22 protein-coding genes, 1 pseudogene and 1 riboswitch are annotated in these 20,883 nt (G+C 67.7%); of the genes and pseudogenes, 17 read left to right on the top strand and 6 right to left on the bottom strand.

Features of this window, described 5'->3' with window-relative positions:
- Nucleotides 1–62 precede the first annotated feature (62 nt).
- The 6 genes from eno (at nt 63) to glpK (ending at nt 5,109) form a co-directional block, all read left to right on the top strand.
- Nucleotides 63–1,340: a phosphopyruvate hydratase gene (eno, locus tag F572_RS0106900; protein WP_017941817.1), complete on the top strand. Its 1,278-nt coding sequence runs from the start codon at nt 63–65 to the stop codon at nt 1,338–1,340.
- A gap of 190 nt (nt 1,341–1,530) precedes the next feature.
- Entirely contained in the window at nt 1,531–1,938 is a 408-nt protein-coding gene (gene ftsB, locus F572_RS0106895) for a cell division protein FtsB (RefSeq protein ID WP_017941818.1), read from the top strand.
- Nucleotides 1,931–2,677 (top strand): 2-C-methyl-D-erythritol 4-phosphate cytidylyltransferase, encoded by a 747-nt coding sequence (gene ispD, locus F572_RS0106890; protein WP_017941819.1) that lies wholly within the window; start codon nt 1,931–1,933, stop codon nt 2,675–2,677. Before ftsB ends, ispD begins: the two co-directional genes overlap by 8 nt.
- Complete coding sequence (ispF, locus tag F572_RS0106885; RefSeq protein ID WP_017941820.1) at nt 2,674–3,174, top strand: 2-C-methyl-D-erythritol 2,4-cyclodiphosphate synthase; 501 nt, start codon at nt 2,674–2,676, stop codon at nt 3,172–3,174. Before ispD ends, ispF begins: the two co-directional genes overlap by 4 nt.
- A complete protein-coding gene (locus tag F572_RS0106880) occupies nt 3,171–3,566 on the top strand; it encodes a VOC family protein (protein ID WP_017941821.1) in 396 nt (131 codons plus the stop codon). The genes ispF and F572_RS0106880 overlap by 4 nt, the downstream gene beginning before the upstream one ends.
- 22 nt (nt 3,567–3,588) lie before the next feature.
- Nucleotides 3,589–5,109 carry a glycerol kinase GlpK gene (gene glpK, locus F572_RS0106875; protein ID WP_017941822.1) on the top strand — a complete coding sequence of 507 codons (1,521 nt, stop codon included), beginning with the start codon at nt 3,589–3,591 and terminating at the stop codon, nt 5,107–5,109.
- Nucleotides 5,110–5,434: 325 nt separating this feature from the next.
- Here glpK and F572_RS0106870 read toward each other — a convergent pair whose 3' ends face one another.
- The 5 genes from F572_RS0106870 to F572_RS0106850 all read right to left on the bottom strand — a co-directional run bounded on the left by F572_RS0106870 (nt 5,435) and on the right by F572_RS0106850 (nt 9,486).
- Nucleotides 5,435–6,283 carry a pirin family protein gene (locus tag F572_RS0106870; protein WP_017941823.1) on the bottom strand — a complete coding sequence of 283 codons (849 nt, stop codon included), beginning with the start codon at nt 6,281–6,283 and terminating at the stop codon, nt 5,435–5,437.
- A gap of 85 nt (nt 6,284–6,368) precedes the next feature.
- Nucleotides 6,369–6,734, bottom strand: a complete 366-nt coding sequence (locus F572_RS0106865; RefSeq protein ID WP_017941824.1) for a hypothetical protein — start codon at nt 6,732–6,734, stop codon at nt 6,369–6,371.
- 5 nt (nt 6,735–6,739) lie between these two features.
- Complete coding sequence (locus F572_RS0106860; protein ID WP_017941825.1) at nt 6,740–7,606, bottom strand: ABC transporter ATP-binding protein; 867 nt, start codon at nt 7,604–7,606, stop codon at nt 6,740–6,742.
- Nucleotides 7,606–8,577, bottom strand: coding sequence for an iron ABC transporter permease (locus tag F572_RS0106855; protein WP_017941826.1), 972 nt, complete (start codon nt 8,575–8,577; stop codon nt 7,606–7,608). Before F572_RS0106855 ends, F572_RS0106860 begins: the two co-directional genes overlap by 1 nt.
- A gap of 6 nt (nt 8,578–8,583) precedes the next feature.
- Nucleotides 8,584–9,486, bottom strand: a complete 903-nt coding sequence (locus F572_RS0106850) for a helical backbone metal receptor (RefSeq protein ID WP_017941827.1) — start codon at nt 9,484–9,486, stop codon at nt 8,584–8,586.
- A 147-nt stretch (nt 9,487–9,633) separates the two neighbouring features.
- Nucleotides 9,634–9,842, top strand: a riboswitch (cobalamin riboswitch).
- Between the two features lie 92 nt (nt 9,843–9,934).
- On the opposite strand from F572_RS0106850, the gene bluB reads away from it, so the two are divergent.
- The 8 genes from bluB (at nt 9,935) to cobS (ending at nt 17,481) form a co-directional block, all read left to right on the top strand.
- On the top strand, nt 9,935–10,687 hold the full coding sequence (gene bluB / locus F572_RS0106845; RefSeq protein WP_017941828.1) for a 5,6-dimethylbenzimidazole synthase: 753 nt from the start codon (nt 9,935–9,937) through the stop codon (nt 10,685–10,687).
- Nucleotides 10,684–11,586 carry an adenosylcobinamide-phosphate synthase CbiB gene (gene cbiB / locus F572_RS0106840; RefSeq protein WP_017941829.1) on the top strand — a complete coding sequence of 301 codons (903 nt, stop codon included), beginning with the start codon at nt 10,684–10,686 and terminating at the stop codon, nt 11,584–11,586. Before bluB ends, cbiB begins: the two co-directional genes overlap by 4 nt.
- A 40-nt stretch (nt 11,587–11,626) precedes the next feature.
- Nucleotides 11,627–12,607, top strand: a complete 981-nt coding sequence (gene cobD, locus F572_RS0106835) for a threonine-phosphate decarboxylase CobD (RefSeq protein WP_017941830.1) — start codon at nt 11,627–11,629, stop codon at nt 12,605–12,607.
- Nucleotides 12,604–14,091: a cobyric acid synthase gene (locus F572_RS0106830; RefSeq protein ID WP_026143005.1), complete on the top strand. Its 1,488-nt coding sequence runs from the start codon at nt 12,604–12,606 to the stop codon at nt 14,089–14,091. Before cobD ends, F572_RS0106830 begins: the two co-directional genes overlap by 4 nt.
- Complete coding sequence (gene cobU, locus F572_RS0106825; protein WP_017941832.1) at nt 14,088–14,609, top strand: bifunctional adenosylcobinamide kinase/adenosylcobinamide-phosphate guanylyltransferase; 522 nt, start codon at nt 14,088–14,090, stop codon at nt 14,607–14,609. Before F572_RS0106830 ends, cobU begins: the two co-directional genes overlap by 4 nt.
- A gap of 127 nt (nt 14,610–14,736) precedes the next feature.
- On the top strand, nt 14,737–15,798 hold the full coding sequence (gene cobT, locus F572_RS0106820) for a nicotinate-nucleotide--dimethylbenzimidazole phosphoribosyltransferase (protein WP_017941833.1): 1,062 nt from the start codon (nt 14,737–14,739) through the stop codon (nt 15,796–15,798).
- Nucleotides 15,795–16,358: a histidine phosphatase family protein gene (locus tag F572_RS0106815; protein ID WP_017941834.1), complete on the top strand. Its 564-nt coding sequence runs from the start codon at nt 15,795–15,797 to the stop codon at nt 16,356–16,358. Before cobT ends, F572_RS0106815 begins: the two co-directional genes overlap by 4 nt.
- Nucleotides 16,359–16,707: 349 nt before the next feature.
- Entirely contained in the window at nt 16,708–17,481 is a 774-nt protein-coding gene (cobS, locus tag F572_RS0106810; RefSeq protein WP_017940347.1) for an adenosylcobinamide-GDP ribazoletransferase, read from the top strand.
- Between the two features lie 3 nt (nt 17,482–17,484).
- Here the strand turns inward: cobS and F572_RS0106805 are convergent, their stop codons facing one another.
- Complete coding sequence (locus F572_RS0106805) at nt 17,485–17,694, bottom strand: hypothetical protein (RefSeq protein ID WP_017940346.1); 210 nt, start codon at nt 17,692–17,694, stop codon at nt 17,485–17,487.
- A 114-nt stretch (nt 17,695–17,808) separates the two neighbouring features.
- Here F572_RS0106805 and F572_RS0106800 point away from each other — a divergent pair, with 114 nt between their 5' ends.
- From F572_RS0106800 to F572_RS14770, 3 genes and pseudogenes are all read left to right on the top strand, one after another.
- Nucleotides 17,809–18,435 (top strand): YIP1 family protein, encoded by a 627-nt coding sequence (locus tag F572_RS0106800; RefSeq protein ID WP_026142857.1) that lies wholly within the window; start codon nt 17,809–17,811, stop codon nt 18,433–18,435.
- Nucleotides 18,436–18,587: 152 nt separating this feature from the next.
- Nucleotides 18,588–20,528 (top strand): 6-hydroxymethylpterin diphosphokinase MptE-like protein, encoded by a 1,941-nt coding sequence (locus F572_RS0106795; protein ID WP_231291057.1) that lies wholly within the window; start codon nt 18,588–18,590, stop codon nt 20,526–20,528.
- 99 nt (nt 20,529–20,627) lie between these two features.
- A pseudogene (locus F572_RS14770) lies at nt 20,628–20,883 on the top strand (flagellin); the annotation flags it as partial.

The following is a 20,883-nucleotide window of genomic DNA, read 5'->3' as shown; positions in this document are numbered from 1 at the left end:
AGGAATTCGATAAAGCGTCCCGGGCGGTCCCGCCCGGGCGGGTATTTTTTCAAGGAGAGAGCATGTCCCAGATTGCGGAGATTCACGCCCGCGAGATCATCGACTCCCGGGGCAACCCGACGGTCGAGGCCGATGTTGTCCTGGATTCCGGTGCCATGGGGCGCGCAGCGGTGCCGTCCGGTGCCTCCACGGGTGCGCGCGAAGCCCTGGAACTGCGCGACGACGAGAAGCGCTACGGCGGCAAGGGCGTACTGAAGGCGGTGAGCCATGTGAACGGCGAGATCCGCGACGCGCTGCGCGGCATGGAGCTGGACCAGACCGCGGTCGACCGCCGCATGCTCGAGCTGGACGGGACCGAGAACAAGTCGCGCCTGGGGGCCAACGCCCTGCTGGCCGTCTCCATGGCCACCTCGCACGCCCTGGCGGCGGATCGCGAGCAGCCGCTGTTCGAGACCCTGGGTGGCGACGATGCCACGCTCCTCCCGGTGCCGATGATGAACATCATCAATGGCGGCGCCCACGCGGACAACAGCGTGGACATGCAGGAATTCATGATCCTGCCGGTCGGGGCCGATTCCGTGCGCGAGGCCGTGCGCTATGGCGCCGAGGTCTTTCACGCGTTGAAGAAGGTCCTCTCCAAGCGCGGGCTGGCGACCGCCGTGGGCGACGAGGGCGGTTTTGCCCCGGACCTGCCGTCCAACTCCGCGGCGATCGAGGTGATCGTGGAGGCCATTCACAACGCCGGCTTCAAGGCGGGCGAGGACATCTGGATCGGCCTCGACTGCGCCAGTTCCGAGTTCTATCGCGACGGGCGTTATCACCTGGATTCCGAGGGCAAGGCCTTCTCGGCGGACGAGTTCTCCGACTATCTCGCCCACTGGGTCGACCAGTATCCGATCCTGACCATCGAGGACGGGATGGCCGAGGACGACTGGGACGGCTGGAAGACGCTGACCGAGCGCCTGGGCAAGCGGGTGCAGCTGGTCGGCGATGACCTGTTCGTCACCAATACCCGCATCCTGCAGGAAGGCATCGACAAGGGTGTTGCGAATTCAATCCTGATCAAGCTCAACCAGATCGGGACGGTCACCGAGACGCTGGAAGCCATCGAGATGGCCCGCAAGGCCAACTACACAGCGGTCATCTCGCATCGCTCCGGCGAGACCGAAGACGTGACCATCGCGGATCTGGCGGTGGCCACCCGAGCGGGTCAGATCAAGACGGGCTCGCTGTCGCGGTCCGACCGCGTGGCCAAGTACAACCAGCTCATCCGGATCGAGGAGCACCTGGGTACGCGGGCGACCTATCCGGGCATGTCGGCGTTCACCTTCGGGCGCTGAGGCGGTCCCGGGCCGGGCGTGTCGAACACGCAGTCCGCAGCCTGCGGCGCGGTTCCTGTCCCGGGATGTCCGGGGCTCGTAGAATGCCGCGCATGCCGGTCACTCCAAAAAGCCCTTGTCTCGTCGTACCCGCGTCTGTCGCGGTGCGCGGGCGGGGGCTTTTTCGGTTCATTTCGAAGGAGAGCGGGTGATGCGCGGCCTGCTGATCGGTCTGGCGCTTGTGCTGCTGGCCCTGCAATGGCCCCTGTGGCTGGGCGAGGGCAGCTGGCGCGACGTGCGCGACCTGCGCGAACAGGTGGAGCGCCAGCAGGCGGCGAATGCCGAGCTGGAGCAGCGCAACCAGGCCCTGGAGGCCGAGGTTCGCGACCTGCGTGGGGGGACCGAGGCGGTCGAGGAACGCGCCCGGCGCGATCTGGGGATGATTCGCGAGGACGAGATCTTTTTCTTCGTGGTGGGCGAGGACGAACCCGCGACGCTGGAGGTCGAGCCGCTACCCGGATCGGCGGGGGAGACCGAACCCGGGCCGGATTCGCGGGTACCCGACGATGCCGGGCCCGCCACCGACACCCTGCCGCCGGAGGACCCCTTTGATGGCTGATATCGGTAGTACATCCGGGCGTGACCCGGCCTTCTGGGCGCTGATCCCCGCGGCCGGGATCGGTCGCCGCATGGGTTCCGACCGTCCCAAGCAATACCTGACGCTGGGGTCGCGGACGATCCTTTCGCATACCCTTTCGATTTTCCTGGAACATCCCCGGATTCGCGGCGTGGTGCTCGTGCTGGGGCCGGATATCGATCCGGATGCCCTGGATCTGCCGCTGGCCGGTGGCCGGCTGTTCCGCGCCGCCGGTGGTGCGGAACGGGTGGATTCGGTCCAGAATGGACTCGAATTCCTGGCGGAACGGGCGCACTCTGACGACTGGGTTCTGGTGCATGACGCGGCCCGTCCCTGCCTGCCGCTCGAGGATGTGGACCGCTTGTTGCGCGAACTGCGTGACGATCCGGTCGGTGGTCTGCTGGCCAGCCCCAGTAGCGACACCATCAAGTGGAGCGATGGCGCCGGACACGTCGAGCGGACGCTGGACCGGGAACGTGTCTGGCGCGCGCTGACCCCCCAGATGTTCCGGCTGGGCATGCTCCGCGAGGCCAATGCCTGTGCCCGCGATGCAGGCCATCCCGTGACGGACGAGGCCAGTGCCATCGAGTTTCTGGGGCAGGCCCCGCGGCTGATCGAGGGCTCCGCGATGAACATCAAGATCACCCGTGCCGAGGATCTGGAGCTGGCACGCCTCTATCTGATGCAGCAGGGACGGCTGGAAGGCCGGTTCAGCGCATGAGCGGGTTTCGCGTGGGTCAGGGGTTCGATGTCCACGCCTTCGGGGAGGGCGATCATCTCGTCCTCGGCGGTGTACACATCCCGTTTGATCGTGGATTTGTGGCGCATTCGGACGGCGATGTGCTGATCCACGCGATTTGTGATGCCCTGCTGGGCGCGGCCGCACTGGGAGACATCGGCCAGCACTTTCCCGATACCGATCCGGCGTTTTGTGGTGCGGACAGTCGCGTCCTGCTGCGGGAGACGCTCCAGCGCGTGCTCGAAGCCGGCTGGCGTCCGGTCAATATTGACTCGACGGTGATCGCTCAGGCGCCGAAGCTCGCGCCCCATGTCGGCGGAATGCGGGATCATATCGCTGCGGATACGGGGCTGGACGCCGGTGCCGTGAACGTGAAGGCCACGACCACGGAACACCTGGGCTTCACCGGCCGCAAGGAGGGCGTGGCCGCGCAGGCCATCGTGTTGCTGGAACCCGCTTCGGGGATGATGCGGGTATGACGGGCGGGAGCGATACGACGCCGGCCATTCTCGGCCTGCATCACGCCAGTCTGGTGATCGGCGACCTGGACGCCTCCAGCGCGTTCTACGGCGGGCACCTGGGACTCAAACCGCTGGAGCGGCCCGAGCTCGGTTTTCCCGGTCTATGGTATGACCTGGGCGGTGGCCAGGCCCTGCACCTGCTGCTGGTGCCCAACCCCGACCCGACCGAGCGTGCGGTTCGCTGTGGTCAGGACCGCCACCTGGCGTTGCGGGTACGCGGCCTGGAGGGGCTGGCCGCACGGCTGGAGGCGGCCGGGTTCCCGGTGGAACGCAGCCGATCCGGTCGCCCGGCGGCGTTCGTGCGCGACCCGGACGGCAACGCCATCGAGCTGATCGAGGACGGTGCCTGAACGCAGACAAGGGAGTCCCGCCATGTCCGACCAACGCTACATCCTGGCCCTGGACCAGGGCACCACGAGTTGTCGGGCGATCCTGTTCGACGGGGCCGGTGCGATCGTGGGGACCGCGCAGAAGGACTTTCGCCAAATCTACCCGCAGCCGGGCTGGGTGGAGCACGACGCCATGGAGATCTGGGGCACCCAGATCGGCGTGGCGCGGGAGGTCCTCGAGACCCGCGGGATCAAGCCCTCCCGGCTCGCGGGGATCGGGATCACCAACCAGCGCGAGACCACGGTGGTGTGGGACCGGGCGACGGGCGAGCCGATTGCCAATGCCATCGTCTGGCAGGACCGGCGCACCGCCGCGTTCTGCGACGAACTGAAGGCACAGGGCCACGAGGCGGTGCTCCGCGAGCGAACGGGGCTGGTCGTGGACGCCTACTTCTCGGCCAGCAAGCTGCGCTGGCTGCTCGACCACGTGAACGGCGCGCGGGAACGGGCGGAGCGGGGCGAGCTCGCCTTTGGCACTGTGGACAGCTGGTTGATCTGGAATCTGACCCGGGGCGAGCGCCATGTCACCGACGTGACCAATGCCGCGCGCACGCAGTTGTTCAATATCCACTCGCTGGAGTGGGATGCCGAGCTGCTGGAATGTTTCGGGATCCCGCGTTCAATGCTGCCCGAGGTCCACGATTCCAGTGGCGTACTGGGCGTTACCGGCGCCGAGATGTTCGGCGGCGCGGAGATCCCGATCGCCGGGGTGGCGGGGGATCAACACGCCGCCCTGTTCGGCCAGGCCTGTTTCGAGCCCGGCATGGCCAAGAACACCTACGGGACCGGTTGCTTCCTTCTGATGAACACGGGCACCGTGCCGGTGGAGAGCCACTCCGGGCTGCTGACCACCATCGCCTGGTCGCTGGACGGACAGGTCGAGTACGCGCTGGAGGGCTCGATCTTCATTGCCGGCGCGGCGATCCAGTGGCTGCGCGACGAGCTCCATCTGATCGATTCGGCGGAAGACTCGGAGTACTACGCCAGCAAGGTGGAGGATGCCGAGGGTGTGTACGTGGTGCCCGCGTTCGCCGGACTGGGGGCGCCGTACTGGGACATGTATGCGCGCGGGGCGATCTTCGGGCTCACCCGGGGCACGCGCAAGGAGCACATCACCCGCGCGACCCTGGATTCGCTGGCCTACCAGACACGGGATGTCATCGATGCCATGGCGCAGGATTCCGGCATTGCGCTTAAGGCCCTGCGGGTCGATGGCGGGGCGGTGGCGAACAACGTGATGATGCAGTTCCAGGCGGACATGCTCGGCGTGCGGGTCGAGCGCCCGGCGGTCACCGAATCGACCGCGCTGGGGGCCGCCTGGCTGGCGGGGCTGGCGGTTGGGTTCTGGAGCCGCGACGAGCTGGCGCATAAAACGGGCCTGGACCGGGTGTTCCAACCGGAGATGGATGCGGCCACCCGGGAAGGGTACTACCGCGGCTGGAAGAAGGCGGTGAAGCGCACCATGGGCTGGGCACGCGAGGACGAGGGGAATCCGGCGTTGTAGCGGGGTGGGACCGTATGGGTGCTCCGGCGCGGGCAGGGGCTTCGCCGCCGAGGCGGCTCCTACATGGACGGACCCGATTCGCGACGAGGTTCAGGGCGTTCAGGCCGCTTGGAAAACCTGGGATGCCAATGCGAGCGTGTGCATTAATCAGTGTTTCCCTAACGTGCGGGTGGCTTGGCCGATGCGGGCAGGGGCTCCGCGGGCAAGCCTGCTCCCACAGTGACCTGGGCCGCGCTGCCTGTCGAAGGCATCGCTCTACCTGTTGCCCCCTGTGGGAGCCGCCTCGGCGGCGAAGCCCCTGCCAGATCCGGTTCGGCCCCGGGCCTCAGTCCATGCTGGCGGGTTCGGCGGCGAGCTGGCCGGACTGGTAGTCGCTGATGGCCTGTTCGATCTCGTCGGAGGTATTCATCACGAAGGGGCCGTAGTGGGCGATCGGTTCGCCCAGCGGGCGCCCCTTGAATAGCAGAACGCGCGCGTCCTGCTGCGCGATCAGGTGGATCTGGGTCTGCCCGCTCCATACGCCCAGCTGTCCGGTCTGCAGGCCGATGAGTTCGCCGTCGAACACGTAGGCCAGCACCCGGTCCTCCAGCTGCACGGCGAGCGACAGGCGATAGCCGGCGGGCAGGGTCAGGTCGGCCATCGCGGCGCCTTCGCCGATCTGCGGCAGCGGACCTTCGGTATCGCCCGCGCTGGTCTGCCAGGAGCCGGCAATGGCCTTGAAGCGCAGCGGGTCGTCGTCTTCCGGCAGATGGCGCATTGCGTCGGCATGCACGTCGCGGTAGCGCGGCGGGTCCATCTTGCGCCGGGCGGGCAGGTTCACCCACAGCTGGAAGCCGTGCAGGCCGTCGGCGTCCAGCAGGGGCATTTCGGAGTGAATGACGCCGCGCCCGGCGCTCATCCACTGGGCCTCGCCGGCTTCGACCCGGCCCTGGTTACCCATGGAGTCCTCGTGGGTCAGGCCGCCGTGCACCAGATAGGTCAGGGTCTCGAAGCCGCGATGCGGGTGGGAGGGGAAGCCGCCGATGTAGTCCTCGCGTGCGCTGGCCTTGAGTTCGTCCAGCATCAGGAAGGGGTCCAGTCCGCCATGAAAATCATGGATGCGCCGAATCTTCACCCCGGCCCCGTCCTGGGTGGGATGAGAGGTCTTCACGCTGTCCGGCGGTGTCGGGTTCATGGCGTTCTCCTTCGCAACAGATGTGCACCATACCGACCATGAAACGAAAAGAAAATTGCATCGTTTCCCGTCATGGAGCGTTCTGTCAGGTGGCCGAAAGTGCCCAGGAATCGGCGAACATCTCCAGGCTCTCGACGAAATCGGGGTCGTGTTCCTGGCGATTGATGGTCAGGTGCAGGACGACGGCCCGGGGTTCGGGCGGATGGCCGGTGGTCAGCGTCCAGGCGAGGCCGTTGGGGCATTCCGGCAGGGAAAAGCGTACGCCGCCGTTGATGATCTCGCGATGGACGCGGAATTCGCCCCAGAGGCAGTAGACAACGCCGGCATCGGGGCCTTCGTCCTGGATCAGCGTGTCGATGGCACCACTGTGATCGGGCAGGGCGGGGACGCTCAGTTGCCGCTGTAGCGCTTCGGTATCCAGGGTCGCGGGGAGGTTGCGGAAGAATTCCATGGGGCTTACTCGTTGCGCGGCAGGAAAACGGGGAGGCCGTCGACCTCGCCCACACTGAGCCGCTGGTTGTACAGGCGTTCCAGGGCACTGGGGACCAGCATGGTGGCCGTCGGACCCCAGCACGCCTGTCCGTCGGGGAACAGCAGCAGGAGATGATCGCAATAGCGCGCCGCCAGGTTCACGTCGTGCAGTACCAGGACGGCCGCGCGGTTCTCCTGCGCGACGATGGACTGTACGCGGTTGAGCACGGCGACCTGATGGTGCAGGTCCAGCTGGCTGGTGGGTTCGTCCAGCAGGAGCAGGCTGGGATCCTGGGTCAGGACGGTCGCGATGGCCAGGCGCTGACGTTCGCCGCCGGACAGCGTGTCCACCATACGGCCCTCGAGGTCGGAGAGATCCATCTCCGCGAGCGCGGCCCGGGCGCGGGCGTAATCCTCGGAGGTTTCGATGTCCCATGGGCGAAGGTAGGGATGACGCCCGATCAGGGCGGTCTCCAGCACCGTCGCGGGAAAGCCGTCGTGGTGCGTCTGGAAGACGAGACCCAGCCGGCGCGCCAGCTCCGCCCGGGGCAGGGTGGCAATGCGCTGCCCCTTGACCTTGATGGTTCCCGCGCGCGCGGCGCGCAGGCCGGCGAGGGTCTGCAGCAGGGTGCTCTTGCCGGCGCCGTTGGGGCCGAGAATGCCCCAGCACTGCCCGGGGTCCACGGTCAACTCCAGCGGCGAGCCGGGCGGTCGGCCCGGAATGTCGATCACCAGGTCATGCGTGGCCAGCAGCGTGTCGGGGCCCGGCTTCTGGTGCACGCTGCGCGCGCCCAGGCCCGGGGCGTCGTGGGGCTGACTGGCCGCGGCTGCGGAAGGAGGCGTGTGCGGCATCAGCGGCTCCGGTACAGCAGGAACAGGAACACGGGGACCCCCAGCATCGCGGTGATCACGCCCACCGGCAACTGCTCCGGCGCAATGATGGTGCGTGCCAGGGTGTCGGCCAGGGTGAGCAGGATACCGCCGCCCAGTGCGGAGGCCGGCAGGATCACGCGCTGGTCGTTGCCGAAGATCAGGCGCAGCATGTGCGGCACGATCAGTCCGACAAAGCCGACCGCGCCGACCTGCATGACCGCCGTGGCGGTGATCAGCGCCGCGGCGACGTAGATGCTCCACTCGACCGGACGCACCGCCACGCCGAGCGCGGCGGCCTGCATCGGGCCGCGCGCGAGGACGTTGAGGGTCCGTCCCAGCGGCAGGGCGAGGAGCACGACGACAATCAACAGGATCCAGGCGGGGTAGGGGTTGCGGGCGTGGGAGACATCGCCCATCAGCCAGTAGAGCATCCCCGGCAGCTCCGCGGTCGGGCTCACGGCGAGCAGGAAGCTGATCATGGCGCCCCAGCCGGCGGCCACCACCACGCCGGTCAGGAGCAGGCGGGTGGGGGTCCAGCTTCCGGTGCCGTGCGCCAGGCCGAACACGATCACGGTGGACAGCAGCGCTCCGGCAAACGCGGCCAGCGAGATCGAGAACATCGACAGGCCCGCGAGCATCGCCAGCAGGGCGCCCACCGACGCACCACCCGACAGCCCCAGCACATAGGGATCGGCCAGCGGATTGCGCAGCAGGACCTGCATCAGGGCGCCGGCCAGACCGAGCAGCCCGCCGGCCGCGAAGGCGGCCAGGGCGCGCGGCAGGCGCAGTTCCAGCACCAGGGTGTCGTGCAGGCGGCTCCCCTCGCCGAGCACGACGGCCAGCAGGTCACCCGGCGCGATGGCGACACTGCCGAAGGCCAGCGCGATCAGGATGGCCAGCAGCGAGGCCGGCAGCAGAACCGCCGCGGCGAGTAGGAAGGAGCGGGTCACGGAGGGTCAGTCCGCCCGGCGCAGGCGGGCGCGTTCCAGTTCCTCGCACATCAACCGCGTGCCCTCGGCGATGCGCGGGGTATGACGCTGGAGCAGGGACGGCGGGATGAAGAACAGGTTGTCGCGCTGGACCGCCGTCATGTGCTCCCACTGCCCCCAGGCGATGACCCAGTCCGGGCGATCCTCGCCCATGCCGCCGCCGATGATGACCTCCGGGTCGGCCTCGATCACCGCCTCGCGATCCATGCGTGGCACCAGGCGGTCCAGGTGACCGAACACGTTCACGCCCCCGCACAGGCGGATCGCCTCGCTGATCAGGTGGTCGTCGTTCACCGTCATCAGGGGTTGCTCCCAGACCTGATAGAACAGGCGCACCGGTTCGCGGTCGGCGTAGTCCTGACGCAGGGTCTCGATCGTTTCCTCGAACGCCCGAACGGCTTGATCGCCCCGCGCCTCGGTACCGGCCAGTCGCGCCATGCGGCGCATGCTGGAGGCGACGCCGTCGAAGCTGCGCGGCTCCGACACGTAGACGCTGAACCCGAGTTCGCGCAGGTGTTCGATCTGGGATTGGGAGTTCCCGCTGCGCCAGGCGATGACGAGATCCGGATCCAGTTGCACCACCCGCTCCATGTCGATGCGGCTATAGCCGCCTACGCGGGGCAGTGCCTGCGCCTCGGGCGGGAAATCGCTGTGCTGGGTCGCGCCCACCAGCTTGTGGCCGGCCCCGACGGCGAACAGCACCTCGGTGATGTGCGGGGCGAGGCTGACGATGCGCTCGGCCGGCTGGTCGAGCTGGACCTCGCGGCCGCCATCGTCGGTCACCGTGACGGGTTCGGCCTGTGCGGCGGCGGTGAAAAGGAACATCGCGACCAGGAGAACAAGGTGCCGGGTGGGGCGAGAAACGATCATTAAGAATCCGATGGTTGTTGCTGAAACGTTAGGTCAAACCTGCAATGGCGTCCGCATAGCCCGAAGCCTGCGAAAGCGCATCATCATAGCAGCATGAGCGAGATGGTTTGGTGCCCAAATTGGTCCGGCGAGTGGCGAACGCGTATCATGCGCAGGCACTGAACAGGTGCCCGCGTTTGCGGGTGAAACGGGAAGCCGGTGCAAATCCGGCGCTGCCCCCGCAACGGTAAGCGAGCGAAGAAGTACACCGTAGATTGGCCACTGTGCGCCTGCATGAGGCATGGGAAGGCGTCTGCCGGATCGGGTTCGCCCGACGCTCGCAAGCCCGGAGACCGGCCTGATGCAAACAGATCTCTGCGACCGTGCGGCGGGCAACGGTCGGGGGTATGGACTTGTTCTCGAAGTCTGTTCCTTCCGTTTCGCCGTACCGTCGCCTCGACGGAAACTCATGACGGCGCCAGATTCCAGCCAGGCAGTACAGAATCCGAACGCGTTCGCCTCGGCGGAACGCGAGGCGGTTTACCGCGTGATCGGCGAGCGCCGCGATATGCGTCACTTCCGCTCGGATCCGGTCGATGGTGATACGTTGTGGCGGCTGCTGGAGGCGGCGCATCGCGCGCCCAGCGTGGGCTACATGCAGCCCTGGCGCTTCCTGCGGGTGACCGATCCGGCCCTGCGCGAGGCCCTGCATGCGCATGCCGCAGAGGAGCAGGCGCGTACCGCCGAGGCCTGCGGCGAGCGCGCGGCCGAGGTCCACCGCCTGAAGCTGGAGGGGATCCGCGAGGCGGGCGAGTTGCTGGTTGTCGCCCTCACCGACGGGCGCGAGCGCTATGTGCTGGGCCGCCGTACGCTCCCGGAGATGGACCTTTGCTCGGCGGCCTGCGCGATCCAGAACCTGTGGCTGGCCGCCCGCGCCGAGGGCCTGGGCATGGGGTGGGTCTCGCTGTTCGATCCGGACTGGTTGGCGCGGCAGCTGGAGATGCCCGAGGGCGGCTATCCGATCGCGGTGCTGTGCCTGGGGCACGTGGAACGTTTCTATGACCGGCCGATGCTGGAGACGGCCGGCTGGGACCGCCGGCGGCCGCTGGCCGACCTGGTGTTCCAGGACCGCTGGGGGGCGCCCTGCGAGCCGGCGGCGGCCGAGGATGCAGCCGAGGCGGGATCCGCACCGGACGAGCCTGCCGGATCCGGGAAGGCATGAGTGCCTTCCTGATCCTGCTCGGGGCCCTGATCCTGGACCGGCTGTTCGGCGACCCGCGGCGGTTCCATCCGCTGGCCGGTTTCGGCCGGCTGGCCGTCTGGGCCGAGTCCCGCTGGCATGCGCCCAGTCGCCTGCGTGGAGCGCTGCTGCTGGCGGCGCTGGTGGTGCCGTGGGTGGCGCTCGCGGCGCTGGGGACGTCGCTGGCGTGGGGCTGGCTGCTTTCGCTGGCGATCCTGACGCTGGCGATTGGCTGGCGCAGCCTGGACGAGCACGCCGAGGTCGTGGCCCGGGCCCTGGAGACGGATGATCTGGACGCCGCCCGCGCCGGGGTGGGGATGCTGGTCAGTCGCGACACGGCGGCCCTGGACGCGCGCGGGGTGAGTGGCGCGACGATCGAGTCGGTGCTGGAGAACGGAAACGACGCACTGTTCGCCACGATTTTCTGGTTTCTGGTGGCCGGCGCGCCGGGCGTCGTCGCCTATCGTCTGGTGAACACGCTGGATGCGATGTGGGGCTATCGTAATGACCGGTTTCGCGCCTTTGGCTGGGCCGCCGCGCGGCTGGATGACGCCATGAACCTGATCCCGGCGCGTCTGACGGCCCTGGCCTATGCCCTCGCCGGGCGCGGGCGGGACGCATTGCAGTGCTGGCGCGAGCAGGCCGCGGGCTGGAAGAGCCCGAATGCCGGGCCGGTGATGGCCGCGGGGGCCGGTGCGCTGGGCATGGTCCTGGGTGGGCCGGCGCCGTATGGCGGGCAGCGCGAGTGGCGCCCGCGCCTGGGGTTGGGACGGCTACCCGACGCCGCGGGTATCCACCAGGCGGTCACGCTGGTGGATCGTGCGCTGGCCATCTGGATGGCATTCATCGTGACGGGAGTGAGCATCGTTGTCCTGTTCTGACACTCAGTCGTCGATCCAGGCGCCGGATTCGCAGGCCCTGATGCAGGTGCACGGGGGCGGTATCCGCCAGGCGGCGGCGCGCTACGGAATCGCCGAAGCGGAGTGGCTGGATCTCTCCACCGGCATCAACCCGTATGGCTATCCCGCGGGCGAGATCCCGCAGGCCGCCTGGGCGCGCCTGCCGGAATCGGAGGACGGCCTCGAGGCCGCGGCGGCTGACTATTACGGGACGACCGCGTTGCTGCCGGTTGCGGGATCCCAGGCCGCGATCCAGCTGCTGCCCGCGTTGCGCGAGGGGCGGGCGCGCGTCGGCATCCTCGAGCCCAGCTACAACGAGCATGCCCGGGCGTGGCGCGCGGCCGGACACGAGGTGATCCCGCTGTCGGGCGATGCTGTGGCCGACGCCGTCCCGCGGCTGGATGTGCTGGTGCTGGTCAACCCCAACAACCCGACCGGTCAGCGGTTTGACGGCGCGGATCTGCGGGCCTGGCATGCCGACCTGGCGACGCGTGGTGGATGGCTGATCGTGGACGAGGCCTTCATGGACGTTACCCCCGAGGGCAGCCTGGCCCCGGATGCGCCGCGCGAGGGGCTGGTGGTGCTGCGTTCGCTGGGCAAGTTCTTCGGGCTGGCCGGGGCGCGGGTCGGTTTTGTCCTGGCCGGCGAGGCATTGCGCACCCGGCTGGCCGACCGCCTGGGGCCGTGGAGCCTTGCCGGGCCGTCGCGCTGGGTCGCCGCCCGGGCCCTGGCGGACCGGGCCTGGCAGGCCGAGACGCGGCGCATGCTCCAGGCGCGTGGGCAGCAACTGGCGGAATTGTTGCGGGCGCATGACCTGGAACCCTCCGGCGGCACCGCATTGTTCCAGTGGTGCCGGGTCGACGATCCCGCAGGCTGGCAGGACCACTTGGGCCAGCAGGGCATCCTGGTGCGCCGATTCGACGCGCCCGGGAGCCTGCGCTTTGGCCTGCCGGGTGACCCGGGCGAGTGGCGGCGGCTGGGAGCGGGGTTGCGCCGGCCATGACGGGCACGACGCTGATGGTGCAGGGGACGACCTCGGATGCCGGCAAGAGCGTGCTGGTCGCGGGGCTTGCGCGCGTGCTGCACCGCCGTGGCCTGTCGGTGGTGCCGTTCAAGCCCCAGAACATGGCGCTGAACAGCGCGGTCACCGCCGACGGTGGCGAGATCGGGCGCGCCCAGGCCCTGCAGGCCGCGGCCTGTGGTCTGGAACCGCACACCGATATGAACCCCGTGCTGCTCAAACCCAGCTCGGACCAGGGCGCGCAGGTGATTATTCATGGCCGTCCCGCGGCGGAGCTGGATGCGCGGGCCTATCATGACTACAAGCCGGTGGCGCGCGAGGCGGTACTGGCGTCGCATGGGCGCTTGACCGCGCAGTATGACCATGTGCTGGTGGAGGGCGCGGGATCGCCGGCGGAGATCAATCTGCGTGCTGGCGACATTGCCAACATGGGCTTTGCCGAGGCGGTGGACTGCCCGGTAATCCTGGTCGCGGACATCGACCGGGGCGGGGTGTTCGCGCATCTGGTCGGCACGCTGGCGCTATTGAGCGAGACGGAGCGTGCGCGGGTGCGGGGCTTCGTGATCAACCGCTTTCGCGGGGACGTCGGGCTCCTGCAACCCGGGCTCGACTGGCTGGAGCAGGAGACCGGCAAGCCGGTGCTCGGCGTGATCCCGTACCTGCACGGGCTTTATCTGGATGCCGAGGACGCCCTGCCGCGCGAGGCGATGCCGGAGAAGGCGGCGGACGCGCTGAAGGTGGTCGTGCCGGCATTGCCGCGCATCTCCAACCACACGGATTTCGACCCGCTGCGCCTGCATCCGGCGGTGGATCTTCGTTTCGTCGGTCCCGGCGAGTCGCTGCAGCCGGCCGATCTCGTCATCCTGCCGGGCTCGAAGGCTGTGCGCGACGATCTGGCCTGGCTGCGGGATCAGGGTTGGGAAGACGCGCTGCAACGGCATGTGCGCTACGGCGGCAAGGTGCTGGGCATCTGCGGCGGCTTCCAGATGCTGGGCCGCACGGTGCACGACCCCGATGGCGTCGAGGGACAGCCGGGCTCAACGCCGGGGCTGGGCTGGCTGGATATCGAGACCCGGCTCGCACCCGAGAAGCACCTGGAGCGGGTTGGCGGCGATCGCGTGCTGGGGCAGGCGGCTCGGGTGGAGGGCTACGAGATCCATGCCGGCGTGACGACCGGAAGTGGCCTGGAGCGTCCGCTGCTGCAGCTGGAACGCGGCCCGGATGGTGCCCGCAGCACGGATAACGCGGTAGCGGGAACCTACGTCCACGGCGTGTTCGACGTGTCGGAGGCCGCCGAGGCCCTGCTGCAATGGGCGGGCATGCGGACCGGGCTGGAGAGCGGGGAAGACCTGGCGAGCGCGCGTGAACGCGGCCTGGAACGCCTGGCCGATACGCTGGAGGCGCATGTGGATATGCGGTGCGTGCTGGCGTTACTGAAAACCGAATCCACGGAGCCGGTGGCATGAAGACCCTGGTTCTGGGCGGCGTGCGTTCCGGCAAGAGCCGGCTGGCCGAACGGCTGGCCACCGAGTCGGGCCTGCCGGTGACCTACGTCGCCACCGCGCGGGCGGATGACGCCGAGATGGCGCGCCGGATCGAGCGCCACCGTGCCGATCGCCCTGCAGACTGGGGTCTGGTCGAGGTGGACACGGGCCTGGCGCGCGCCCTGGAGCGGGCCGCGGCCCCCGATCAGTGCCTGCTGCTGGACTGTCTGACGCTGTGGCTGACCCAGCTCCTGTGCACCGAGGACGAATCCCGTATCGAACGCGAGCGCGAGGCCCTGATCGCCACGATTCCGCGTCTGCCGGGCACGCTCGTGTTCGTCTCCAACGAGACCGGCATGGGCATCACGCCGATGGACGCGCTGTCGCGTCGCTTCGCCGACGAGGCCGGCTGGCTGCACCAGCGCCTGGCCCCGATGATGGACCGCGTCGTGCTTACCGTTGCTGGCCTCCCGCATGTGCTCAAGGGTGACCTTCTGTGATCCAGGGTGGGCTTTGCTGCGGCCAGGGTGACGAGGGTTCGCGGGCAAGCCCGCTCCCACAAATGCATGTGCGGCAGCCTTGTGGGAGCGGGCTTGCCCGCGAACACTGATCGAATAGGGAGAACATGTGACCGAAGACTGTGACTGGCTGCAGGTGCCGCCGGCGCCGCTGGATGCGGCGGCCCGGCAGGGCGCGGCCGAGCGTCAGGCCGAGCTAACCAAGCCGCCCGGCTCACTGGGCCAGCTGGAGGCGATCGCCGAGCGCCTGGCCGCCATGCAGGGTGTGGACAAGCCGACACTGGAGCAAGTGCACATCGCGGTGTTTGCTGGTGACCACGGCGTCGTGGCGGAAGGCATCTCGCGCTTCCCGCAGGCGGTCACGGCGCAGATGGTCGCGAACTTTGCGAACGGCGGCGCGGCGATCTCGGTGCTGGCACGGCACCTGGGCGCGTCCATCGAGGTGATCAACCTGGGTACCGTGGCTCAGCCACCGGCCGTCAGCGGCGTGCAGCAGCTCAACCTGGGCCCCGGCACCGCCAACCTGGCCCGTGAGCCGGCGATGACGCCAGCGCAGCTGGAACGCGCGCTGAATGCCGGCCGTCAGTGCGCCGAGCGCGCCCGAAGGGGCGGGGCGCAACTGTTCATCGGCGGCGAGATGGGCATCGGCAATACCACGGCGGCCGCCGCACTTGCCTGTTCATTGCTGGACCTGCCGCCGGCCGATCTGGCCGGCCCCGGTACGGGGCTGGATGCGAATGGCGTGCGCCACAAGGCCGAGGTGATCGATCAGGCGCTGCGAACCCACGCCGCTGTGCGCGGCGAAGCACTGGGCAGCCTGCGCTGCCTGGGCGGCTTCGAGATCGCGGGGCTCGCCGGGGCCTATATCGCGGCGGCACAGATCGGCCTGCCGGTGCTGGTGGACGGTTTTATCAGCACCTCGGCGGCGCTGGTGGCGGAGCGCCTGTGCCCGGGTACGGCGGACTGGTTTTTCTATGCCCACAGCTCGGCGGAGCCGGGGCACCGGCGCCTGCTGGCGGCGCTCGAGGCCGAGCCGCTGCTCGATCTCGCCATGCGCCTGGGCGAGGGGAGCGGGGCGGCCACAGCCGTGCCATTGCTGCGCCTGGCCTGCGCGCTGCATTCGGGGATGGCCACCTTCGGCGAGGCGGGCGTCAGTGGAGAGGCCGGTTGAGCACGGATTCTGCACGGATCGGCCTGCTGCGCCACGGCGAGACCACCGGCCAGGGGTTTTGTGGTCGCGGCAGCGATGTCCCGCTGACTGAAGCCGGCCGGGGCGCGATGCGCGACACACTCGCGCGTGACGCTGACTGGGATCGCGTCGTCTGCTCGCCGTTGATGCGCTGCCTGGGGCCTGCCGAGGCGTTCGCCGAGGAGGCGGCTGTGCCACTCGCCGTGGACGAACGCCTGGCGGAACTCGACTTCGGCGACTGGGAAGGCCGCACGGCGGCGGCGCTGATGGAGACGCATGCCGACGCCCTGGGGCGTTTCTGGGAGGATCCGCTGAACCACGCGCCGCCCAATGGCGAGTCGCTTCAAGCGTTTCGCGAGCGTGTCGTCGCCGGCTGGAATGACCTGGCGCCCAACGAAGGGGAGCGGGTACTCGTAATCGCCCACGGCGGTGTCATCCGCCTGATCCGCGCCCTGCACGAGGGCTGGCCCCTGGAAAACCTCCTGAGCATCGACGTCCCGCTCGCGTCCCTGCATATTGTCGAGCCATGGCAGGCTTACTGATGATTTCCCATTCCGCGCTGCACCGGGACCCCGCGACAACCCGCAACGGGGCGCTTGCGCGAGGTCCTGTAGGAGCGTGCTTGCACGCGAAGCCCCTGCCCGCGCCTGCCTCTGGCAGAGGCTTCCCTGCCCGCGTCATCGGGCAGGATGTCTGTAGGAGGCCAGCCCCTTGGCCGATCGGGAATATGCCAGCGCCCCATCGGCCAGAGGGCTGGCCTCCTACAGGTAGGGGTGACGGAGGGGGCCGTATGAACTCGGTATTGGCCCGCTTCTGGCCGATCGGGAATATGCCAGCGCCCCATCGGCCAGAGGGCTGGCCTCCTACAGGTCGGGATGGCGGAGGGGGCGTATGAACCCCGTGATGACGCCGCTCTGGCTGGCCATCCAGTTCCTCACACGCTTGCCGACCCCCGCGCTGGAGCCGCGCCCCGAGGATCTGGGGCGTTCCGTGCTGACCTATCCGCTGGTCGGGCTCATCCTGGGGCTGATCGTGGTGATTGTCGGAATCGCGCTGTCCGCCGTTCCCGGTGCGCCGACGCTCCTTATCGCGGCATTGGTGCTGACGTTCTGGGTGGCGCTCACCGGCGCACTGCACCTGGACGGACTGGCGGATACAGTGGACGCCTGGGTTGGCGGTCAGCGCCATCCGGAGCGGGCGCGCGGGATCATGAAGGATCCCGCCTGCGGTCCCATGGCGGTTGCGGCCCTGATCCTGGTGCTGTTGCTGAAGGGCACGGCGCTGGTGGTTGTGCTGGAGTCCGGCGCGTGGATCGCCCTGCTGCTCGCGATCGTGCTGGGGCGGGTGGTGCCTCCGGTACTGTTTCTGACCACGCCCTACGTAAATCCGGTCGGGCTGGGGGCCGAGATGGCGCAACACCTTCCGCGCAGGGCCGCGGTCGGCGTGGTGGGTGCCACGGCCCTGCTGAGCCTGATACTGGGGCTGGTCTCCGGTCTCTGGGGCGTAATATTGGCCCTTGTCGCCGTCGCCCTGTTGCTGTGGGGTGCGACCCACCTCCTGAAGGGCTGGCTCGGCGGCTTCACCGGCGACACCGTCGGAGCCACGCTGGAGCTGGTGGAAACCTCCGTGCTGGTCATCCTCGTACTGACGCTCGGGCTCCATTAGAACTTAATCCGGCGAGGGCCCTCCCATCGCCTTGTCCAGCAGTGCCAGACCTTCCTGCTCCCGATCCTGTCCGCGCAAGGCACGAGCCCGGAAACGGGTTTCCGCGTCGTGTTCGGCAATCATCAGCGTGGCCATCTCGTCCACAAAGCGATTCACGCTGGTCCCGCGTTCGCGCGCCAGAACCTTCAGACGTTCGTACTTTTCGTCAGGCAAACGGATCGTCAAGCGAGCCAATGATGCGTCTCCCGGTCCAGAACCAGATGGTGCATGTCGGAAGTTAGCAAAACCTGTCATCGAACGGTCACGTAATTGCCACATACTCTGGTGATGACCGTTCCCGTGAGACTGAATCCGGCCCGCATGACGCTGCGCGCGCTCGTGAACCCGCTGGCGGTCGTGCGCGATGCGCAGGCGATCGACCCGGCGCCACTTTGGTGGCAGACGTTCCTGGGCCTTGCGCTGCCAGTGCTGCTGGTCAGCGTGATCGCCAGTCAGTGGCTGTACCAGATCATGCCGACCGGGCTGCCACCCGAGGCAATGCCCGGGGCGTGGGGCTTTGGCGTCTACAGCGCGCTGGCGATGAGCATCGGGGTCTTGGGGATGGCCTGGTCCGCGCATTACCTGACCGACTTGTTCCAGGGCTACTCGCACCCGGACCGGGCGATGCTCGCCGTCTCGGTCGGTCTGCTGCCCGCCTGGGTCGGCAAGGTGGCCGCGGCGTTCCCCTGGCCCTGGGGCAACGGTATCGCGTTGCTGCTGATCCTGTATTCCCTCTGGCTGCTCTACTGGTCCCTGCGCGAGATCATCGGCCTGCGCCGCGGCAACCGCATCGGTCTGTTCGTCGCCACCGTCTTCTGCGGCGCATTCATCACCCTCATCTTCGGCTGGTTCCTGATGGACCTGATCCCCGGCGCCGCCCCCGAGACCCGCATCGGCACCACCTGGCTGATCTGAGACGATGCCCTTCATGTGTGGTGCAGTACAATCGTCGACCACGAAAAAGCGGGGCATGTTTTATGGGAGTGGAGCCTAGGATCGTCAGGGAATTAAGGGCGGCCAAACCGCACAAGCGGGCGCAGATCCTCAAGCGGCAGCACCGGCGGAATGTGGCATTTCTGGAAAAGAAGTTTCCAGAACTGGCCCAATATGTGTCCCGTGTGGGGATCGGTCGCTTTCAGGTGGAGTCGGACGCGGCGCTAGTGGCGGTGACTGACAAGAGGGCGGGTACGCTACTGCATCCGCCGGGGAAGCTGGTGGAGTTCGCTAGCCAGTTGGGTGAGGTTAACCATGGGGGCTGGTGGGAATACCAACTTATCGGCACCCGCTTATCCGGCACCATCGAGACCCGGCATCAGAGGATGGTGCAGGAGTGGACGGACCAGTTGGAGGGCCTGGTTCCCGACATGCCGGAGGGGGGCTCTCAGACCCGCTTTGCGTTGCCGGCGGCGGACAAGGCTCGGGTGTTCTCCCCACTCGTATTCTTTCTAGGGCTGAACACCGGCCTGCACATCGAATACTATTTGACGCGCGCGCGGGTGCAGGATTTTGTCCTGCTGGAGCCCGATCCCGAACGATTCGCGCTGTCCTGCCTGTTCCTCGACTACGCCGCATTGCGCGAACGTATGGGGCACTTGTACCTGTTCGTGGGCGAGGCCGATACGGACCGCGTGTTGGGGACCGTTTCGGGGGCCTTCCCGGTGTCCAGCCAGGTATGGGTGCGCATGCTGCGGGGTTATGACGCTCCGGAGTTCCCGTCGTTCGCCGATCGTGCGCGCCTGCACTTCAGGAAAAATACCTATTTGCCAATGGACCGTCAGTTACGTGGCATGGATTCTGCCGTGCGGAATCTGCTGGGTGGGCGGGCGATCTGGAGCGATGACCGCCAGGGCCTTGGCGAGGTGCCGGTGGCGGTGATCGGAGCAGGGCCATCGCTGGATGATGCAATCGAATGGCTTAAGCGGTACCGCGACCGGATGGTGATCATTTGCGCGGTATCTGCGGTTTCGGCATTGCGCGCTGCGGGTATTCGTCCAGACTTTCAATGTGGCCTGGACTATGAATATTCGGACGCCTCGCTTGAACGAATGGCTCTGGATCCTGATGTCCCATTAATTGCCTCAATCAACGCAGCGCCGGATCTACTCATTCGCTTCAACAAGCCGCTTCTTTTCGCCGATTCGGCGACACCGAATGTCGCATCGTTCCCTTGTTCGTGGCAGCACACTGGCCCGACCTCCGGGAACCTGGCGCTTGCAGCGGCACTGCGTTTCCGTGCGGCGGAAATTTATCTCGTGGGGCTGGACCTGGCCTTTCCGCAGGAGGACCGCAGCCATGCTTCGGGAACTCACCACCACTTCCGAGCTTCTGGTGAAGATACTGGGGCACCTGTGGTGAAGACCAACCATCCGGCATCCGAGCGCACTTGGGTGAGCACGCCGTATCTGAACAACGCACGACAATCGGCAGAACGGGCAATTGTCGGCTGCGACATCCCGGTACGGAATCTCTCGCACGGGGCCCTGATCGAGGGGGCAATACCCGACTATCCGGAAAAAATCGAGCCTCCACCCGTGACCGGGGTGGCCGAACGCTTGGCTGAGATCTATGCAGCGTTCGGTAGCGATGTGCCCCCTCAGCCGTTCGCCACCTGCCCGCGCGAATTGCTCGTTCGGTTGTGCGAGCCGTTACAGGAACTTCCCGACACGCTCGACTGGACCCGTTTCGTGGGGGCCTTGGACCGGTACTGGTGGGAGGTCTCAGGTCCCGTTGCGCGGAGGGATCCGGAAGACCGTCGCATCGAGGTGTTTGCCAGTCTCATGGGGCACGTCTTGTTGCGCTGGTATCAACTGATGCTGCGCGCGCCGGCCGCGGCGCAGGCCGACCTGTACCGGGAGGGACGTTCGCGGTTGCTGGATCTTGTGGCATCGCTGGAATGGCCGGAGGTCGCGGAGCGGTACATGCGCGAGCGCTGTGATTCCGAAGCTGATGCGAGGCTGACGGGTGCGACCGCGGGCGAGTCGATGGAAAAAAATCACAGGGAAGGCTAAAGGAAGCGCGGGGACTGCCGTTACTGGCCCTGAGAGCGGACAACAACCGCCGACAGAGCTGCCCGAAGGGCGACGTCAGTATCGATCAGGAGAACGATCATGTCCCAGGTAATTAACACGAACATTTTGTCGCTGAATGCCCAGCGCAATCTGAACAACTCCCAGGGTGCCCTGCAGACGTCGCTGGAGCGGCTGTCGACGGGTTTGCGGATCAACAGTGCGAAGGATGACGCCGCGGGTCTGGCGATTTCCGAGCGCTTTACCACGCAGATTCGCGGTCTGAACCAGGCGGTGCGCAATGCCAACGACGGCATCTCGTTCTCGCAGACGGCGGAGGGTGCGCTGGGGACGATCG

It is taken from the genome of Thioalkalivibrio sp. ALE14, assembly GCF_000376845.1.
Lineage (GTDB): Bacteria > Pseudomonadota > Gammaproteobacteria > Ectothiorhodospirales > Ectothiorhodospiraceae > Thioalkalivibrio.
This window is presented reverse-complemented; position numbering and strand designations above follow the sequence as displayed.

What these genes read in the sequence shown, in the direction of transcription:
- bluB (WP_017941828.1), top strand. Translation starts at nt 9,935, where the DNA reads ATGACGGCGCCAGATTCCAGCCAGGCAGTACAGAATCCGAACGCGTTC.
- cbiB (WP_017941829.1), top strand. Translation starts at nt 10,684, where the DNA reads ATGAGTGCCTTCCTGATCCTGCTCGGGGCCCTGATCCTGGACCGGCTG.
- F572_RS0106880 (WP_017941821.1), top strand. Translation starts at nt 3,171, where the DNA reads ATGACGGGCGGGAGCGATACGACGCCGGCCATTCTCGGCCTGCATCAC.
- F572_RS0106830 (WP_026143005.1), top strand. Translation starts at nt 12,604, where the DNA reads ATGACGGGCACGACGCTGATGGTGCAGGGGACGACCTCGGATGCCGGC.
- F572_RS0106860 (WP_017941825.1), bottom strand. Translation starts at nt 7,606, where the DNA reads ATGCCGCACACGCCTCCTTCCGCAGCCGCGGCCAGTCAGCCCCACGAC.
- F572_RS0106800 (WP_026142857.1), top strand. Translation starts at nt 17,809, where the DNA reads ATGACCGTTCCCGTGAGACTGAATCCGGCCCGCATGACGCTGCGCGCG.
- cobD (WP_017941830.1), top strand. Translation starts at nt 11,627, where the DNA reads ATGCAGGTGCACGGGGGCGGTATCCGCCAGGCGGCGGCGCGCTACGGA.
- ispD (WP_017941819.1), top strand. Translation starts at nt 1,931, where the DNA reads ATGGCTGATATCGGTAGTACATCCGGGCGTGACCCGGCCTTCTGGGCG.
- F572_RS0106870 (WP_017941823.1), bottom strand. Translation starts at nt 6,283, where the DNA reads ATGAACCCGACACCGCCGGACAGCGTGAAGACCTCTCATCCCACCCAG.
- ispF (WP_017941820.1), top strand. Translation starts at nt 2,674, where the DNA reads ATGAGCGGGTTTCGCGTGGGTCAGGGGTTCGATGTCCACGCCTTCGGG.
- cobU (WP_017941832.1), top strand. Translation starts at nt 14,088, where the DNA reads ATGAAGACCCTGGTTCTGGGCGGCGTGCGTTCCGGCAAGAGCCGGCTG.
- F572_RS0106865 (WP_017941824.1), bottom strand. Translation starts at nt 6,734, where the DNA reads ATGGAATTCTTCCGCAACCTCCCCGCGACCCTGGATACCGAAGCGCTA.
- F572_RS0106850 (WP_017941827.1), bottom strand. Translation starts at nt 9,486, where the DNA reads ATGATCGTTTCTCGCCCCACCCGGCACCTTGTTCTCCTGGTCGCGATG.
- cobS (WP_017940347.1), top strand. Translation starts at nt 16,708, where the DNA reads ATGAACCCCGTGATGACGCCGCTCTGGCTGGCCATCCAGTTCCTCACA.
- eno (WP_017941817.1), top strand. Translation starts at nt 63, where the DNA reads ATGTCCCAGATTGCGGAGATTCACGCCCGCGAGATCATCGACTCCCGG.
- ftsB (WP_017941818.1), top strand. Translation starts at nt 1,531, where the DNA reads ATGCGCGGCCTGCTGATCGGTCTGGCGCTTGTGCTGCTGGCCCTGCAA.
- glpK (WP_017941822.1), top strand. Translation starts at nt 3,589, where the DNA reads ATGTCCGACCAACGCTACATCCTGGCCCTGGACCAGGGCACCACGAGT.